15 protein-coding genes and 1 tRNA gene (1 of these 16 running past the window's edge) are annotated in these 16,126 nt (G+C 37.5%); 1 reads left to right on the top strand and 15 read right to left on the bottom strand.

Annotated elements, in window-relative coordinates; all coding sequences use genetic code 11:
- Window positions 1-121, top strand: partial view of a hypothetical protein gene (locus AN490_RS18070; protein ID WP_300006255.1) — the 3' portion only. Its footprint begins 95 nt before the window's first position; the window shows 121 of its 216 coding nt (coding positions 96-216); its start codon lies beyond the left edge, outside the window; it ends in the stop codon at window positions 119-121.
- Window positions 122-135: 14 nt separating this feature from the next.
- On the opposite strand, the gene AN490_RS18075 is transcribed toward AN490_RS18070, so the two are convergent.
- The 15 genes from AN490_RS18075 to pstC (AN490_RS18145) all read right to left on the bottom strand — a co-directional run bounded on the left by AN490_RS18075 (window position 136) and on the right by pstC (AN490_RS18145) (window position 15,884).
- On the bottom strand, window positions 136-879 hold the full coding sequence (locus tag AN490_RS18075) for an SIMPL domain-containing protein (RefSeq protein WP_271835966.1): 744 nt from the start codon (window positions 877-879) through the stop codon (window positions 136-138).
- Between the two features lie 82 nt (window positions 880-961).
- Window positions 962-1,768, bottom strand: a complete 807-nt coding sequence (gene pstB / locus AN490_RS18080; RefSeq protein WP_300006258.1) for a phosphate ABC transporter ATP-binding protein PstB — start codon at window positions 1,766-1,768, stop codon at window positions 962-964.
- Between the two features lie 47 nt (window positions 1,769-1,815).
- Window positions 1,816-2,697: a phosphate ABC transporter permease PstA gene (gene pstA / locus AN490_RS18085; protein WP_300006260.1), complete on the bottom strand. Its 882-nt coding sequence runs from the start codon at window positions 2,695-2,697 to the stop codon at window positions 1,816-1,818.
- A gap of 14 nt (window positions 2,698-2,711) precedes the next feature.
- Window positions 2,712-3,662 (bottom strand): phosphate ABC transporter permease subunit PstC, encoded by a 951-nt coding sequence (gene pstC / locus AN490_RS18090; protein WP_300006262.1) that lies wholly within the window; start codon window positions 3,660-3,662, stop codon window positions 2,712-2,714.
- A gap of 135 nt (window positions 3,663-3,797) precedes the next feature.
- Entirely contained in the window at window positions 3,798-4,961 is a 1,164-nt protein-coding gene (gene pstS, locus AN490_RS18095; RefSeq protein WP_168633799.1) for a phosphate ABC transporter substrate-binding protein PstS, read from the bottom strand.
- Window positions 4,962-5,175: 214 nt separating this feature from the next.
- Window positions 5,176-5,790, bottom strand: coding sequence for a 2OG-Fe(II) oxygenase (locus AN490_RS18100; protein WP_300006265.1), 615 nt, complete (start codon window positions 5,788-5,790; stop codon window positions 5,176-5,178).
- A 376-nt stretch (window positions 5,791-6,166) separates the two neighbouring features.
- The gene (locus AN490_RS18105; protein ID WP_300006267.1) at window positions 6,167-8,782 is read right to left on the bottom strand and encodes a formylglycine-generating enzyme family protein; all 2,616 of its coding nucleotides are present in this window, start codon (window positions 8,780-8,782) and stop codon (window positions 6,167-6,169) included.
- Window positions 8,779-9,747 carry a MoxR family ATPase gene (locus AN490_RS18110; RefSeq protein ID WP_300006269.1) on the bottom strand — a complete coding sequence of 323 codons (969 nt, stop codon included), beginning with the start codon at window positions 9,745-9,747 and terminating at the stop codon, window positions 8,779-8,781. The genes AN490_RS18105 and AN490_RS18110 overlap by 4 nt, the downstream gene beginning before the upstream one ends.
- 8 nt (window positions 9,748-9,755) lie before the next feature.
- Window positions 9,756-11,582, bottom strand: coding sequence for a trypsin-like peptidase domain-containing protein (locus AN490_RS18115; RefSeq protein ID WP_300006271.1), 1,827 nt, complete (start codon window positions 11,580-11,582; stop codon window positions 9,756-9,758).
- 7 nt (window positions 11,583-11,589) lie between these two features.
- Window positions 11,590-11,925 carry a CU044_2847 family protein gene (locus tag AN490_RS18120; RefSeq protein WP_148762774.1) on the bottom strand — a complete coding sequence of 112 codons (336 nt, stop codon included), beginning with the start codon at window positions 11,923-11,925 and terminating at the stop codon, window positions 11,590-11,592.
- Window positions 11,926-12,146: 221 nt separating this feature from the next.
- A tRNA-Cys gene (locus tag AN490_RS18125) sits at window positions 12,147-12,218 on the bottom strand.
- 121 nt (window positions 12,219-12,339) lie between these two features.
- Window positions 12,340-12,936, bottom strand: a complete 597-nt coding sequence (locus AN490_RS18130) for a chromophore lyase CpcT/CpeT (protein ID WP_213718002.1) — start codon at window positions 12,934-12,936, stop codon at window positions 12,340-12,342.
- An 82-nt stretch (window positions 12,937-13,018) separates the two neighbouring features.
- Entirely contained in the window at window positions 13,019-13,798 is a 780-nt protein-coding gene (gene pstB, locus AN490_RS18135; protein WP_271822396.1) for a phosphate ABC transporter ATP-binding protein PstB, read from the bottom strand.
- Between the two features lie 166 nt (window positions 13,799-13,964).
- Window positions 13,965-14,837 (bottom strand): phosphate ABC transporter permease PstA, encoded by an 873-nt coding sequence (gene pstA, locus AN490_RS18140; RefSeq protein WP_300006277.1) that lies wholly within the window; start codon window positions 14,835-14,837, stop codon window positions 13,965-13,967.
- An 87-nt stretch (window positions 14,838-14,924) separates the two neighbouring features.
- Window positions 14,925-15,884, bottom strand: a complete 960-nt coding sequence (gene pstC, locus AN490_RS18145; protein ID WP_300006279.1) for a phosphate ABC transporter permease subunit PstC — start codon at window positions 15,882-15,884, stop codon at window positions 14,925-14,927.
- Window positions 15,885-16,126 lie beyond the last annotated feature (242 nt).

Here is a 16,126-nt window from a genome sequence, read left to right on the forward strand (position 1 = left end):
GTTAGTAGGGGCGAAGCATTTGGAAGATAAATTATCGGTCATTGCCAAAAATAGTTCTCCAAATGCTTCGCCCGTACAGTTGTTAGTTGTTTTTTCCTTGCCATTGACCACTGACCACTGACCACTGACTAATAACTAATAACTAATTTGCAATGTTACTGATGCTTGTACTTCCTGTTCACCAGCAATTATGGGAGTAGAAGCATCTGCATTAGCTAATTTAGCCTCAGCCCGGTAAAGCATGGGAGGTGGTGGTGGAGTTGCACCATTGACTTGAATACTGACAATTTCTTTTTGTTGTAATCCCAGGCTACTTAAAACGGCTTCTGCTTGCTGTTGGGCATCCTGGGTAGCTTTTTTCAGAGCTTGTTTTTGGGCGATCGCAATTGCTTCATCACTAGCAATAAAACTCACACCGTTAATTTGTGTCGCTCCAGCCTTCACAGCTTCATCTAACAATGTTCCGGCTTGATCTGTAGGAATGCGGAAACTGACTGTATTACTGGCAGCATAACCAGTGATTCGTTGGACATTATTGCTGTAGCTATATACTGGATTCAGGCGAATTCCTGTAGTTGTCAATTTTTCCACATTACGTTTTTTCAGCAATGTCACCACAGCGGATGATTTACGAGCCGCTTCTTTTTGGACATCTTCAGCGGTTTTCCCTTGAATTTCCACACCTAAACTCACTTGAGATAAAGTTGTAGAAATTGTTTCTACTCCCCGTCCACTCACGGTTAAAGTTCGCCATAATTTTGCCTTTTCTTGCGCCGATGCAGGTAATATAAAAGTCGCGCATATCAATATACTCAAGGATAAGATTTTCCCAAAATTCCTGGTAGGAAAACGAGAATTGGATAAAATAGTCTTAGACATTCTGCTGGCACTCCTCCAAAAACGGATCAATTCTTGGTTAACTGTTAATTATCAACAACCACCAAAACATTTTACCTCAGCATTAACCAAATTTACCGCTAATGTAAGCTTTGGTATCTTCCTGTTGAGGGTTGCTGAAAATTAGCTCTGTCGAATTGTACTCTACTAAATACCCAGCCCGTCCACCTGTTTCTGAGGCTCTAACATTAAAAAATGCCGTTTTATCAGATACTCGTGATGCTTGCTGCATATTGTGAGTGACTATGACGATGGTATATTGCTCTTTAAGTTCATGAATTAGTTCTTCCACCCGCGAGGTAGAAATAGGATCAAGAGCAGAACATGGTTCATCCATGAGGATAACTTCTGGTTGGACTGCGATCGCTCGGGCAATACATAAACGTTGTTGTTGTCCACCGGATAAAGATAAACCATTTTGGCGCAATTTATCCTTGACTTCATCCCACAAAGCCGCTTGTCGCAAACTCCGTTCTACTAATTCATTCATATCACCCCTGTAGCCATTAATTCTCGCCCCAAAAGCAATATTTTCATAAATTGACTTGGGAAATGGGTTGGGTCTTTGAAACACCATACCAATACGTCTCCGCACCTCTACGGGATCAGTATTGGGTGCATAGAGATTTTTATCATAGAAATAAACTTTACCTTCGGCTCTAAATGATGCGATTAAATCATTTAGACGGTTATAACATCGCAATAATGTACTTTTACCACAGCCAGATGGTCCAATAAAAGCCGTCACCCGATTTTTAGCAATATCTAGCCAAACATTCTGTACAGCCAAAAAATTGCCGTAGTAGATATTGAGATCTTCTGTGCGTAAAACCGATTCAGCCCCATTAATCGTGCTAATTGTAGTAGCCATAAATACTTAAAGAATAAGTTTTTCGGGATGAGTTTCAGTTTTGTTAACTAAACCTTTTGTTTAGTCACCCAGCGAGTAATAATACTAGTAATTAAAACCATCATTACGAGGATTAAAGACGCAGCCCAAGCTAGAGATTGCCAAGTTGGGAAGGGAGAAGTAGCAAAGTTGTAGACTAAAACCGCGAGAGAAGCAGTAGGTTTGAGAATGCTATCCGGCCAAAAAGCAGAGAAAAGAGCCGTAAATATTAATGGTGCTGTTTCTCCAGCAGCCCGAGCGATCGCCAAAGTAGAACCAGTTACAATTGCTGGTAATGCAGCCGGCAATACCACCAGGATCACGGTTTGGAAATTACTTGCACCTAATCCAATAGACGCTTGCCGCAAATCTTGAGATACTAATTGCAAAGCTTCGTCTGTAGTTTTTACAATAATAGGTAACATCAAAATTGCTAAGGCAAATCCACCCCCCAGGGCTGAGTAAGAGCCTAAATTCAGCTTTACTAAGGTCAAAACCACAATTCCATAAGCAAATACCCCAGCAATAATAGAAGGAACACCACTGAGGACGTTAGTAGCAAAACGTATCCATCTAGCAATCTTTTGGGAACTAAACTCATTTAAATAAATTGCGGCCAATACACCAAAGGGAACACTAATGACAGCGGCAATCCCGACCATGAGAATTGTGCCAACAATGGCATTACCAAAACCGCCATTTTTGCCAAAAGGCGGCGGTGGTAACTGCGTAAAAATATTGAGATTTAAACTACTAAACCCTCTAATTACTACATAATAAAGCACTGCCAACAAGGGGACTAGTGCCAATACTCCACAGATAAAAGCTAATCCAGTCATTGCTGTATTCAACAATGTCCGAGGAGACGAAGGAGAACGAGTCAAGCTTCTTTGCTCAAAAGAAGAAGTCATAATTTAACCTATCACTATAGTCTCTGGACTCGCGCCACAATAAACTCTGCCAGAATATTGACTATCATCGTCAATACAAATAGGATTAAAGCCGCATACATTAAAGCAGCAACTTGTAACCCATTAGCTTCAGCAAATTGATTTGCTAGTAGGGAAGAAATTGTATTAGATGGTGCTAAGAAAGAGATGTTAATATTATTGGCATTACCAATTAACATTGTCACAGCCATTGTTTCACCCATAGCTCTACCAAGTGCCAACATCACCGCACTCACAATGCCAGAAAAAGCAGCGGGGATAATAACTTGAAAAATTGTTTCCCAACGGGTTGCACCGATTCCCAAGGCAGCTTGACGTAAACCCGAAGGTACAGAAATCAAAGCATCACGAGAAATAGCGGTGATAATTGGCAAAGTCATAATTGCTAAGATCACTCCCGCAGGTAACATTCCTGGCCCTGTAGGTGAGGTACTAAAAATAGGTAGCCAGCCCCAATAATGATGCAGCCATTTGCCCAAATCAGTTAAAATCGGGATTAAAACGAAAATTCCCCAGACTCCGTAGACAACACTGGGAATGGCAGCTAGTAATTCTACTAAAAATACCAGTACAAATTTTACCTGGGATGGCAAAAAATCCTCACTCAATAAAATCGCTGTCCCCACACCAATCGGAACTGCTAAAACTAGTCCGATTAAAGAACTCATGAGAGTCCCATAAATCGCAGGTAATACCCCATATTCATTATTAACAGGGTTCCAATTGCTGGTGATTAAGAAATTAATCCCGAATTTTTGGATCGCTGGACTGGCCGCAATAGCAACTTGCAAGGTAATCCATAATAAAATTCCAGCAATTGCTAGGGCAAAAATTCGAGTTAACCAAATAAAGCTCCGATCTAGATTTCTGTCTATTTCCGAGCGATTTTTCGTGACTAATGGGGTTTCTGGAAAATTTATGGCCATGAATGCTGACTCTAAGATGTGGGAAAAAGCTAACTTTCTCAAAACTAGTACAATACGGCGTAAGTTAAGCAACCATTAAAAATCCATGAAAAGCTTATACCATCTGCTTTTTAATTTTTAATTGTTAATTTTTAATTACTTTGTAGTTTTAGGATCAGCGCCAAGAGAGATTTTATAATCAGGACTAATTTGATCAGCAGCAGCAGCCACTTTAGCAATCACATTTGCTGGTAAAGGAACATACCCTAATTGAGTAGCTAACTTTTGTCCATCGGTTAAAGCGTACTCAATAGTTGCTTCTATTGCCTTGGCTTTACCAGCATCAGCATATTTTTTATAAGCGAGAATCCAAGTATAAGTGACGATTGGGTAAGAACCTTCCCCTTCAGGATCAGAAATAAAAGCGCGAAGATTTTCTGGTAAAGTTACTGATGCTAAAGTTTTAGATGCTGATTCTTCAGAAGCCAAAACAAACTTTTTAGCTTTATTTTCTAAACTCGCAAATTTGAGATTACTTTGTTTGGCATAGCCATATTCTACATAACCAATAGCACCTGGAGTTTGTTGAATTTGGGCGGTAACACCTTCATTGCCTTTAGCACCAATTCCTACAGGCCATTTTACACTTTTACCGTCACCTACTTTAGTTTTCCATTCTGGACTAATGGCACTAAGGTGTTTGGTAAAAACGCCTGTAGTCCCGCTACCATCAGCCCGATAAATAACTTTTATCTCCTCTTTTGGTAATTTTACATCAGGATTAGCTTGAGCGATCGCCGGATCATCCCAAGATTTGATTTTACCTAGTAAAATATCAATATAAACTGCTCGTGGTAGTTTGAGTATGGCTACGCCACCTGAGCTATCAGCAATATCTGGTAAGTTATAAGCCAGAACAATACTACCAGCAGTTACAGGTAGTAAGATCACTCCTTTATCTGCGGGGATATTCTGAATTTCTTCATCTTTCATGGCTACATCACTAGCACCAAAGTCTACTGTCCCTTTGGTAAACTGCTCAACACCAGCGCCACTACCAACTGGCTGATAGTTAACTTTTAAATTGGGGTATTTTTTGTTTAACTCCGCAAACCAGGTTTGGTAAAGCGGTGACGGAAAAGTAGCACCGGCACCTGTTAATTCAATATTACCTCCTAAATCTAGTTTGCTGGAAGCAGTTGTAGTTTGACTGGAAGATTTGTTAGGATTGGGATTCTTTGAGTTAGTTTCTCCACAGGCAGATAAACTAATTGCTAGTGTGAATACCGATATTAAAGCTATCAGGCGATTATGCTTCATTGCACTTAGAGGTAATGGTAGTAATGTTAATTTTTAGATAAACACCTCTAACATACTCCTAAAAAATTGTTTCAGAGACTTACAAATCAAAAATACCCCATAAGACTGGATAATCTTTTTTGTGAAGTTCTCTTATCGGTAAAGAAATGGGGAAATCTATATTTATAGTATTTGCGTATTTTACAAGTTGATCATATCATCCTTTGACATCAGCCTACTTTTTTTGTTTTTTTCCATTCCCTTGATTAGCTCTTGATTCTAATGTAAACTCTGGTATTTCTTCAAGTTCATCTTCACTTAAACTATACTGTTCACACACAAGACTTAACCGATTTCCAGGAGTTGTCACTGCATTGACAGAATGAGTTAAATCACCCTGAAAGTAAATTAAAGAATTGGTTTGCGGTTTAATTTGTCCCACTTGGCGTTTTTGCAACTTCAGCACCAATTCTCCTCCCTCTATATCTTCTGGTACACGTACATAAAGAACGCTCACAGATGCAGGTGGTTCAACGGTTTTACAATAGGAACGCAAAGATCGGTCAATATGGGGGTCAACGCGAGAACCTGCTTTGAGTAGTAAAGGATTCAGATAAAAAGCATTACAATTAGGTAAAAGTGCCAAATCTAAATAAGGCTTAAAATAGGGGAATTTTTGAATAACTTCTGCTAAACCTTGACGTTGAAATACCACAGAAAAGCCTTTTGTATTGATAAAATCTCGGTTGAGGTTATTGATAGCAAAATAGGGACAAGCTTGGATTTCTCCCCACAAGTCTTGGAGATATTGAACAGGAAAGGCGTTAGGATGTTGTTGATAGTATTTCACGGTCTTAAATTAATGGATATTGAGTTTAATTTTTGTCTGAATCAGGATATCCAGGATTAGAGGATTAACAGGATGTTTGACATTTCTATAGTCTTTCATAGTCTTAAATTAATGGATATTGAGTTTAATTTTTGTCTGAATCAGGATATCCAGGATTAGAGGATTAACAGGATACTTTACTTTATATTTCTAGTCATAACTCAATAAAACAATCAATTAAAATCAGTATCAGAAAACCTATAAACAAAACGACCAACCCATCCTGTAAATCCTTAAATCCTGGTTATCCTGATTCAGACAAAAAAAATCGTCTCGCTACGCTCGTAGGGGTAAAGAGAAGAAAGAGCAAAGCGCGAAAGCGCAAGAGTGCAAAGGGCTAAAGAGTCCTCGCCGCACCACTACATACAACCCGAAAACCAATAAGGTAGTAGTAGATATCGAGAGTGTAGCGGTCGCGAAAAGCAGAACGGCAATAACCAGGATCGCTGCCCCACGAACCACCGCGCAGCAGCTTGTTAATTTTAGCTTTATTGCTTATCCACGCGCTTTCATCTGTAGGCGCATATTCATAATTATTATGCCAATCGTCTTGACACCATTCCCATACATTACCGTGCATATCATATAATCCAAATTCATTGGCTATTTTAAAACTTCCTACTTCTGTTGTTTCTCCTTTCCGAATTCCTTTAACTCCATCACCATAAATATAGTTACCATCATAATTAGCTAAATCTGTTGTAATCGTCTCGCCAAAATGAAATGGTGTGGTAGTTCCGGCACGACAAGCATATTCCCATTCTGCTTCACTGGGCAGTCTATAGGGTCTTTGAGTGTGATTTGATAGTCGGTTACAAAACTCCACCGCATCATGCCAAGAAACCCGTTCTACAGGACGATTTGCTCCTTCAAACCTAGATGGGTTTGGTTTTAGTTCTTGGTTGACTTGAGTTAAAGAGGCTACTGCTTGCCATTGTGCTTGGGTAACAGGATATTTACCCAATAAAAACGGTGGTACTGTAACTTGATGCTGGGGACTCTCAGTTTCCCTGCGTCCTGGCTCATTTTTTGGTGAACCCATCATAAAACTACCACCGGGAATTGCTACCATTTCTAGTTGAATACCATTACCTAAGTCTTCTATAAAATGCTGGGCTTGGTTTTTTTGCTTGTTAATATTTAATTCTGTTTTTTGTTCCGGCCATCCTAATTTTTTAAGCTCAATAGTAGCAACTTCAAAGTTAAAAGGTACTAAGTTGATAGATGTCTCATTTTCTGTGATGATAGCAGATTCAAATTCAAAGGTTTTAATTTCTGGTAGAGGTAATTCGTGAATTACCCCTACTGGGTTTAACTGTTCTGCTAACCTAGCATAATCTCCCCCTAACTGACGCAATACTTGTTGATTAATCTCAGCAAAGGGGAAAATTTCTGCCTTTGTTTTTTCATCCAAACCAGAATTAGGAAATAGCAATGCAGGAAAACTTCTAATTGATATACCAGCTTTCTGACATATATATTCAGAAACAGCTTTGAACATGGCTTCAATTTCTGTTAATCTTACAGAACGCCATAAAACTTCTCGCACTCCCTCAACAAATTCATATTGCCATTTTTCTGGTTGATTTTCTTTACTAATTAACTTAGGTTCTAACAAACCACTCATAAAAATTTCCGCCAAAATAATTGGCTTTCTTGGTGGTGGCAACATTTTTTCTTGAATCAGATGAATTACAGGTATACTTACAGGTGCAGAAGACATCAAATTTGCTAATCTTCTCGCTAAAGGTGAAGCACTATCATAAAATTTATTAACTAATGATTCTGGATCTTTTGTTGTTTGTGAACTGGATAATTTATCTGTGGGTTTTAACTCTTTCCAGTTAGGCATAAATAAAATACCCACTGTGTCAATATTACCTGTACCTGCAATCACTTTTGCCCAATATTCTAAAGATTCAGGTTCTAAAATCACAATAGGTAACTTTAGCGCTTGATTGGGTTTTTCTTCTAACCAGAAAGGGAAATCATGAATAGTCAATTTAGAATTGAGTAAACCTGGTTCAATCGCACTTAAAGAAACGGAAATACCCAAATCTAAAACAGTACGTTCCCATAATTGTTCCGGTAATAATTGCAGAATTGTTACCGAGACTTGTTTAGACCATAATTCTAATAAATTATGTATTTCTCCTTCCCACCATAAAGAGGAAATACAATCACTAATTAATAATATTAAACGTCTACCATTAGGTTCTAATAGTTCTTTGGGACTGCGGGAACGTTGTTTTTTTGTGGCTTTTCTCTGCTGGTGAAAAAATTGCGGTTTACCATCATTTGTGCGTAAATTCCAAGTATAAACATTTCTAAAAGCTCCATGTCTTTCCATTAATTTGCGAAACTCATTGATAGTTTCTTCCCAAACTACAGTCGCACGGTTTTCTTCAACAACTATCACCAAATCTAACCAACGTTCTCGCGCAGGTTTTAAAACTGGTATCCAAACATCATTTTCCGCTATTTGTTGGGCTGTATTTTCTTCATCTAAAACAAATTTTATCCGAGATGGAACTTTCCGCATCAATGGACGGAGTGACCTACCAATTTCTAAAGCATTAGGTAAAGCAGCAACAGCAGGAGATTTGAAAGGTACTCCTGGTGATGCAGGTTTTGATTTTTCAGAGGTTGATTTTTCAGGAGAATTAGATTGAGAAATAGAATCTACAGCATTTCTTGTATAAGCTTTAGCTGTAGTTTCTTGAGTGTTTTCTACTGTAGAATCATCCGAAGCATCTAAATTTTGATCACTTTCTCGTTGAGGTAATTTAGAAATCTCAGTTTGAGAAATTTGATTTGGTTGAGTAACTTCATCAACAGATGTAATTGCTAATGGTAATTTGATCTGGTTTGCTAACCAAATAGCATCAGCAATTTCTTCTGCACTCATGTCCAGTTCTAGGTGTTGTAGAAGTTCAATCAACCTGTTCATCATGAATCCTCGGAACTATCTAAATACTTTAATATTTTCTCAATCAAATCATCTTTAGTTGTCCCTGTTGGTGAATTTTCTCTAGTAACTAAGTAAACAGCGTTAAGAAGTTGATCTGTTGCTAATTCCCCATTTTGACGTTTTTTGAGAAATTGCTCAATTAAATTATCCGCTTTTTCAGATAGTTCATCATCTAACTGTAGATGTGCTTTAACTATTCGTTCTAATTCTGTTTTATCTGGTTCTTGAATATTTAATCTGATACAACGTCTTAAAAAGGGAGGAGGAAAATCTCGTTCACCATTACTGGTTAAAATCACAAAAGGAAAGGATGTACAGCGAATTCTACCTTTTTCAATAGTGGCTTTTTGATCTTTATATGCTGTCTGTACTTCTACCCGATCTAGTTTATCAGCTATGCGTCTTAGTTCAGGTATTTCAAATTCTCCCTCTTCAAAAATATGTAGTAAATCATTAGGTAAATCAATGTCACTTTTATCAATTTCATCAATTAATAAAACTCTGGGTTTGTCAGATGGTAGTAAAGCTGTTCCCAGTGAACTTAAATTAATATATTTACCAATTTCTGCTAAGTTGTCTTTGTCTTTATCTTTATCTTTAGCATCTTGTAAACGTCCTATGGCATCATAACTATAAAGTCCATCTTTTAGCGTGGTGCGGGTGGTAATTGGCCAATGTAATACTTCTCCTAATCCTAGTTCATAAGCTACAGCATAGGCTAAAGAAGTTTTACCTGTTCCTGGTTTCCCAGTTACTAATAAAGGTCGTCGTAAATATAAAGCCGCATTCACTAAGTCTATTTCTTCTGAACGTGCTTGAAATGTTTCTGCGCGTCTTTTTTTGGGGTCGCTTTCACTATTATTAAAATCTCGCCAACTGGGAGGTTCTGGAAGGGTCCAGTTTGTATCTTGTGTATTGTTTCCTTGAAATATTTTCCAGTCTGTCATAAGAATACCTAGTTAATAATGATTGCTTCAGCTTTAAATGGTAAAATGTGAGGGTTTTCGTAAATGATAAAAACATTATTTACGAATAGATATTGATTGTCGTTGTCATTAAGCAAAAATTTTTCATATTGTTCCAGAACATGATTAGGTAATGTATGAATATAGCAATTTAACTCATTATTTGCTCTGATTTCATATTCTTGTTGCTCTAAAGTAATTTTATCTCTGTGACAGATAGCGATAGGAACAACATTACTCTTCAATGAACTAAAAATCTTAATAATTTTATCAGCATCATTTTTTTTATTCTCATCAAAAATATTTAGTATAACACCAATTGCTTGCTTCATTAATACAGAAAATCTTGTTTCATTATATTCATGTAGCTTTTGAAAATCATTGCAGGTAATATTTTCTAATTGCTGCCATTTATCAATCCAATTGCTTTGTTTAACATTTAGATAGTTTGTGTTTAAGCGTGTAACATCACGAACCATCACCGGATATCTCTGACGTACAGGAATCCTATCTCCAAAATCATCAATTTCCCATGTTTCAACAGGATGATTAAGGTATTGTGGTGGTAGAAAAAATACAAATTTTTTATCCTTTTCTAACTTACAAGGAATTTTTTGGAATAATGAAAGAAAAAGGTTTTTTTCAATTTCTTTGAGTGTAAAGCTATCATCAGGAGAATCAGAAAATTTAATTGACTCAAACCCTGTTTGGTGTTCTATATAATTTTGAATATTAGGAATAACACCACCACTAATTTTAAATTTTGGGATTTTTGATCTTGATTTTGTTGTCAATGGTTCTATTTTAATTAATATGTATGATTCCTGTTTAGTATCAGTATTTTGATATTGTTGGTTAACATTTTTAATCAGGTTATCAAAATTTTCTATATTATCACTTCCCCATTTTTCTAACTTTGTTTGAGGAATTTGAGAATTAGTAATTAAATATTTTATAAATTGTGCTGTATTGTCGTTATGATTAAATTTTTCATTACTATCTAAATTACGTTTATCCCAATCATACAAATCTTTAACAATACCTTCTACTGTGGTTTGAGGCGAATTTACTAAACCACAAGATTTATAAGCTGTTTGAATAGCAGAATTTATAGATGTATCCAGATTAGCAGTTAAGGCTTGAATGAGGCTCAAAAAACTCCAAGATTCAATTATGATTTTTGCAGGAATCATGTATCCCACTTTAACATTTCTTCGTACTCCCGCATAAGGTTGTCCATCTGGATCAAGTTCTGAAGATACAACTATTCCCACAAAACTAGCCAATTTTTCAACCCAAACAGGCGCACCACTAAAACCTGATTCAATAGAAAATTTAGATTGATTTTCTACATCCATCTGTACCAAACCAGAACCATTAGTATCTACAAGTTTTCCTTCTGCAAATACCCCCTCATCATGTCCTATAGGAAATCCTAAAACAGAGAATTGATGTTGATATGATACTTCCAAACTTAATGGAAAAGATATATCACTTTTTGGTAAATTACCTTGTAATTCCAGAATAGCAATATCTTCTCCATGTTGATAAATATCAGATCGAGGTTTCCATGCAATGACTTTCGCTTCAAACTTTGGCTTATTTTTTTCCGCAGGAAAGAGAAAATCAACATTTACTAAATCTGAAGGTTTTTCTGGAGTAGAATGTGCAATATTTAAAGCATCTGCAACTACATGAGCGCTGGTAATAATATATTTATCATATATCAATAAACCTGCACCTTTTACATCATCAAAAGGATTATAAATTCTGGCAATGTGGTTTTTATGTAATTCTTTTCTTGTAGCATCTACCATAAACTAACTATGCTGTTTTGTTATTCCACTTCACGGTGATTTCAAAAGTTAGTTCACTTCCCAAAGAACTAAATACAATTCCAGCATTAGCAGTTAGTTTGACACCAAATTTTATTTCTGTTTCATTGGGGGTAATATCCTTGAGTTTAGAAACAACAGTAGTAATAACAGGCTTAATTTCATCTAATGCTTGATCAAACTTTTTACTAGCAGCAGTGACAGAAACTCCATTTCCTCGTGATACGGGTTTCGGCGCTCCTGGTTGGGTTGGTTGTTTGTCTACTTCTACTAAAAAAGTAGTTCCATCTTCTAAAGCAAACTCAATTAATTGCTTTTCTGCCATATTAGATATATATTGTGAATCAGGCTATGTAATACTGTAAGGTCAAATATACCACATTGCCAACATATTTAAACAGCACAAAATAGCACTAAAGATAGTTGTCGCATAGCTAAAGGTATACTTACCCCAAACTTACCCCAATAAAATTTGGGACGAGTATTAAACCCGTCCCAGAATTACCTAAAACCGTGAATTAATCGGTTTTGGCTGATTTTTCTCAAAGGCGACACCCGGATTTGAACCGGGGGATGGAGGTTTTGCAGACCTCTGCCTTACCACTTGGCTATGTCGCCGCGCCCACAATTACTAATGGTAGCACCATTCTTCCAAATTTGCACCATCTAGGAGAAATTTTTTTGAAGATTCATGTTTTTCACAGACTGGACAGACAAAAAGCCTGTCCTCCAGTGGAGATTAGGGATTTAATTTGACTTCTTCGGCAAAATTCGCCCAGCGCGCAAAGTAAAATGGCCCTGCGACAGAACCCCAAATATGCTCATCTGTATCAGGATTTCGTCCTCTGTCGCGGCTGATGAACTGTTGACCATCAAGTTCAAAATCACTATCTAAATAGGTTCTTTGCCCGTCACGGATGACAATGCAGCCTTTTCCTGGTTCGACTGTGCCTTGGAATTTGTTCCCAGTCCACTCTACAATCATGTTACAACCACAGAGTCTTTCCAAGCGATCGCTCGTTAAAGTCTGCAATCTTGGTAAATCACGGGAAGCACCATAAAAGTCTTTTTCATCTTTGACAGTATAGTTTTCAATATGGATTTTATCCCCCACCGTCGTCAGATGTAACACCCGCACCCGATAGGGCTTATTCAGCATATAATCATAAGCTTGTTCCACAAACAAACTTACCCCTGATAACACCCCCCAATGGAGGGGACGCATACATACACGAATATGGGCAAAAAAAGCCGGATTCTCAAAAACCTGGGCTTGATTGCTAAAATCAGCCGCCATCCAACGAGCTAAGGTGACAATATCTGGAGAATGAGTCATACCAATTTCGGATTTGGGAATAGGAATGCAATTAATTTTAAATCCTGATTACCCTCAATCTACACTTTTCTATTGTATGTACTTAACCAAATCGTCCAGACACATAGTCATGAGTCCGAGTATCTAGCGGATTCCGAAAGATTTGACGAGTCTCCCCGAATTCCACCATTTGACCAATGCGGCTTTCATCGGTGCTGAAAAAAGCAGTAAAATCAGAAACGCGAGTTGCTTGCTGCATATTATGAGTAACAATCACAATCGTGAATTCTGTTCGCAATTTGTGAATTAATTCTTCTACTTTCATTGTAGCGATCGGATCAAGGGCTGAACAGGGTTCATCCATTAGTAAAACCTTGGGTTTAACCGCTAAAGCCCTAGCGATACAGAGACGTTGTTGTTGTCCACCAGAAAGACCTGTAGCAGACTGATGAAGTTTATCTTTGACTTCATCCCACAAAGCCGCACCTTTCAGGGCAGATTCGACAATTTCATCTAATACTACTTTTGGAGATTTACCAGCAATTCTCACACCATAAGCCACATTTTCATAAATGCTCATGGGAAAAGGATTGGGTTTTTGGAATACCATGCCAATTTCTCGACGCAGACGATTGATATTAATCTTAGGATCGTAGATGTTCTGACCAAAAAATTCTATCCGACCTTCGACTTTGACTTTTCCTTCTAATTCACTAATCCGATTAATGGTTTTAATAAATGTAGATTTACCACAACCACTAGGACCAATTAATGCAGTAACTTGATTTTTATAGATATCTAATGATATTCCTTCAATAGCTTTATAGTTTCCGTAGTAAAAGCTAAGATTCTTGACTTGGATGGCAGTAGTTAAGTTACTCATGATTGACTAAAGTAAGTAGGTGGGCGGAGGAAAATCAAAATATATTTCGTTTTGTGAAATGGCTAAAACTCAACAATAATAACGCATTGAAGTTAATTTACATATCATTACACATTTTGGTTATTTCACGTCCACCTACTTACGAAAGAAAATTTTTTAGTTGACCTTATCTTTTCTTAGCAATTACGCGAGATAGCACGCTGAAAAACAAAACTAAAGTTAGGAGAATGATGGAGGTTGTCCATACTAATTGATTTACGGCTGGATCAGGATTGTTATAAAGGTTAAAAATCAATACTGGTAAGGAAGCAGTAGGACTTAATAAACTATCTGACCAATTTTGACTAAATAAAGCGGTAAAAATCAGTGGTGCTGTTTCGCCAGAAGCACGGGCTATAGCCAAGGAAATACCTGTAGTAATCCCTGGGATAGCCGAACTAACAATAACACGAAAGGTAGTTTGAAAACGAGTTCCTCCTAAGGCTGCGGATGCAAGACGTTGGGGAACAGGAATTAGCTTTAAAGCCTCTTCCGTTGTCAATACTATCATTGGTAGCATGATTACAGCTAAGGCAAAACCACCGGCAATGGCGCTAAATCCCTTAGTTAATAAAACAATTACACCGTAAGCGAATATCCCAACAACAATGGAGGGAACACCTGTCAGAATGCTAGTAATAAACCTGACATACTGAGTAAGTGGGCTGGTTTGACTAAATTCTGCTAAGAAAATTCCTGTAATTACTCCCACAGGAATACTGAGTAATGCACCGATACTTACCATAAGTATAGTACCAAGAATAGCATTAGCAAACCCATTTTCAATTAATGGATGAAATAACATCTCTAGCTTGAAGCCAGAAAGCCCCCGGGACATGATTTCCCACAATATGGATGATAGTGGCAACAGTGCTAAAACACTCAAACCAAAGGCAATCCCATTCATTGCGTATGTAAATAACTGCCTACCTCTGGATAATGGCTGACACAATTCATCCGCTGTGGACTGATCTATTTCTGAATTTGGATAAGCACTCATGTTAATTTTGGATTTTGGATTTTGGATTTTGGATTTTTTGTAGAGGAATAAATTGAATTTGGGCAACCACGGGGGGTTTGCCCCTACTTATCTATTCTTTTTAGCAACCCACTCCACTACTAATACAGCCGCAATATTTATAGCTAGAGTTAAGGCAAATAAAATTAGACCTAAATAACTTAATGCCCCAATATGTAAACCTGGTTCGGCTTCGGCAAATTCATTGGCTAAAACTGCGGGGATATTATACGCTGGATCTAAAAGAGATAGACTGATTTGGGCGGAGTTACCAATTAGCATTGTTACAGCCATTGTTTCTCCTAAAGCCCTACCTAGAGATAGCATTGTTGCACTAACCATCCCAGAAAATGCTGCTGGTAATAAAACTCGAAAAATTGTTTCCCAACGAGTTCCTCCTAAAGCCATAGATGAGCTACGTAACTCTTTAGGGATAACCATTAAAACATCACGAGAAATAGCTGCCATTGCGGGTAAGGTCATAATGGCGAGAACAATACCTGCTGTCAACATATTGTTGCCGGCAGGGTCTTGTGTATTAAATAGTGGTATAAACCCAAAGACACTACTTAACCATTTTTCTATGGGGACGATGAAAGGAATAAAGATGAAAATTCCCCATAAACCAATAATTACACTGGGGATAGCGGCAATTAATTCGATGACAAAGGCTATGGTAGTTTTGACTGGATTTGGTAAAAAGTCTTCACTTGTGACTAAGGCTATGGATATGCCTACGGGTATAGTTAATAAAACAGCGATCGCACTGCTGACCAAAGTTCCGTAGATGTAAGGTAATGCCCCGAAAATTTGATTCCCTGTATCCCAATCTTGACCCCATAAAAAGCCCAATCCAAACTTATCAATAGCTGGTTGTGCTTCTTTATAAATCACCCAGGTCATGAGAAAGAGGATAGCTACAGTAATACCAGAGAAGATATATACTAGCCATGTAAATCCCTTATCAAACCAGAAATTAACGCCACCAGTGGATGTTAAATCAATATTTCTATCACTTGAATTAGCCATGATCAATAAAAAGTTTATGAAATCTGGTACATTAGATATAAGCGTTCAGCAATCAGCCCTTAGGGGTAATTCATGAATTACCCCCACTAAATTAGGATGATCAAATTTAGCTACGTAACAGTCTAGATGACGGCTGAATGCTTACGTAAAAATTACAAGATAGCCCGGAAAGTTTGAAAGCCCCTGAGAAACAGGAACGAAGTTCCGTCTTTCGTGCTTTAGACAGGGGATGAAAAACGGCA

The sequence above is a fragment of the Anabaena sp. AL09 genome (genome assembly GCF_001672255.1).
GTDB lineage: Bacteria > Cyanobacteriota > Cyanobacteriia > Cyanobacteriales > Nostocaceae > Dolichospermum > Dolichospermum lemmermannii.

What these genes read in the sequence shown, in the direction of transcription:
- pstB (WP_300006258.1), bottom strand. Translation starts at nt 1,768, where the DNA reads ATGGCTACTACAATTAGCACGATTAATGGGGCTGAATCGGTTTTACGC.
- AN490_RS18120 (WP_148762774.1), bottom strand. Translation starts at nt 11,925, where the DNA reads ATGGCAGAAAAGCAATTAATTGAGTTTGCTTTAGAAGATGGAACTACT.
- AN490_RS18105 (WP_300006267.1), bottom strand. Translation starts at nt 8,782, where the DNA reads ATGATGAACAGGTTGATTGAACTTCTACAACACCTAGAACTGGACATG.
- pstS (WP_168633799.1), bottom strand. Translation starts at nt 4,961, where the DNA reads ATGAAGCATAATCGCCTGATAGCTTTAATATCGGTATTCACACTAGCA.
- pstC (WP_300006262.1), bottom strand. Translation starts at nt 3,662, where the DNA reads ATGGCCATAAATTTTCCAGAAACCCCATTAGTCACGAAAAATCGCTCG.
- pstC (WP_300006279.1), bottom strand. Translation starts at nt 15,884, where the DNA reads ATGGCTAATTCAAGTGATAGAAATATTGATTTAACATCCACTGGTGGC.
- AN490_RS18110 (WP_300006269.1), bottom strand. Translation starts at nt 9,747, where the DNA reads ATGACAGACTGGAAAATATTTCAAGGAAACAATACACAAGATACAAAC.
- pstA (WP_300006277.1), bottom strand. Translation starts at nt 14,837, where the DNA reads ATGAGTGCTTATCCAAATTCAGAAATAGATCAGTCCACAGCGGATGAA.
- AN490_RS18115 (WP_300006271.1), bottom strand. Translation starts at nt 11,582, where the DNA reads ATGGTAGATGCTACAAGAAAAGAATTACATAAAAACCACATTGCCAGA.
- AN490_RS18130 (WP_213718002.1), bottom strand. Translation starts at nt 12,936, where the DNA reads ATGACTCATTCTCCAGATATTGTCACCTTAGCTCGTTGGATGGCGGCT.
- pstA (WP_300006260.1), bottom strand. Translation starts at nt 2,697, where the DNA reads ATGACTTCTTCTTTTGAGCAAAGAAGCTTGACTCGTTCTCCTTCGTCT.
- pstB (WP_271822396.1), bottom strand. Translation starts at nt 13,798, where the DNA reads ATGAGTAACTTAACTACTGCCATCCAAGTCAAGAATCTTAGCTTTTAC.
- AN490_RS18075 (WP_271835966.1), bottom strand. Translation starts at nt 879, where the DNA reads ATGTCTAAGACTATTTTATCCAATTCTCGTTTTCCTACCAGGAATTTT.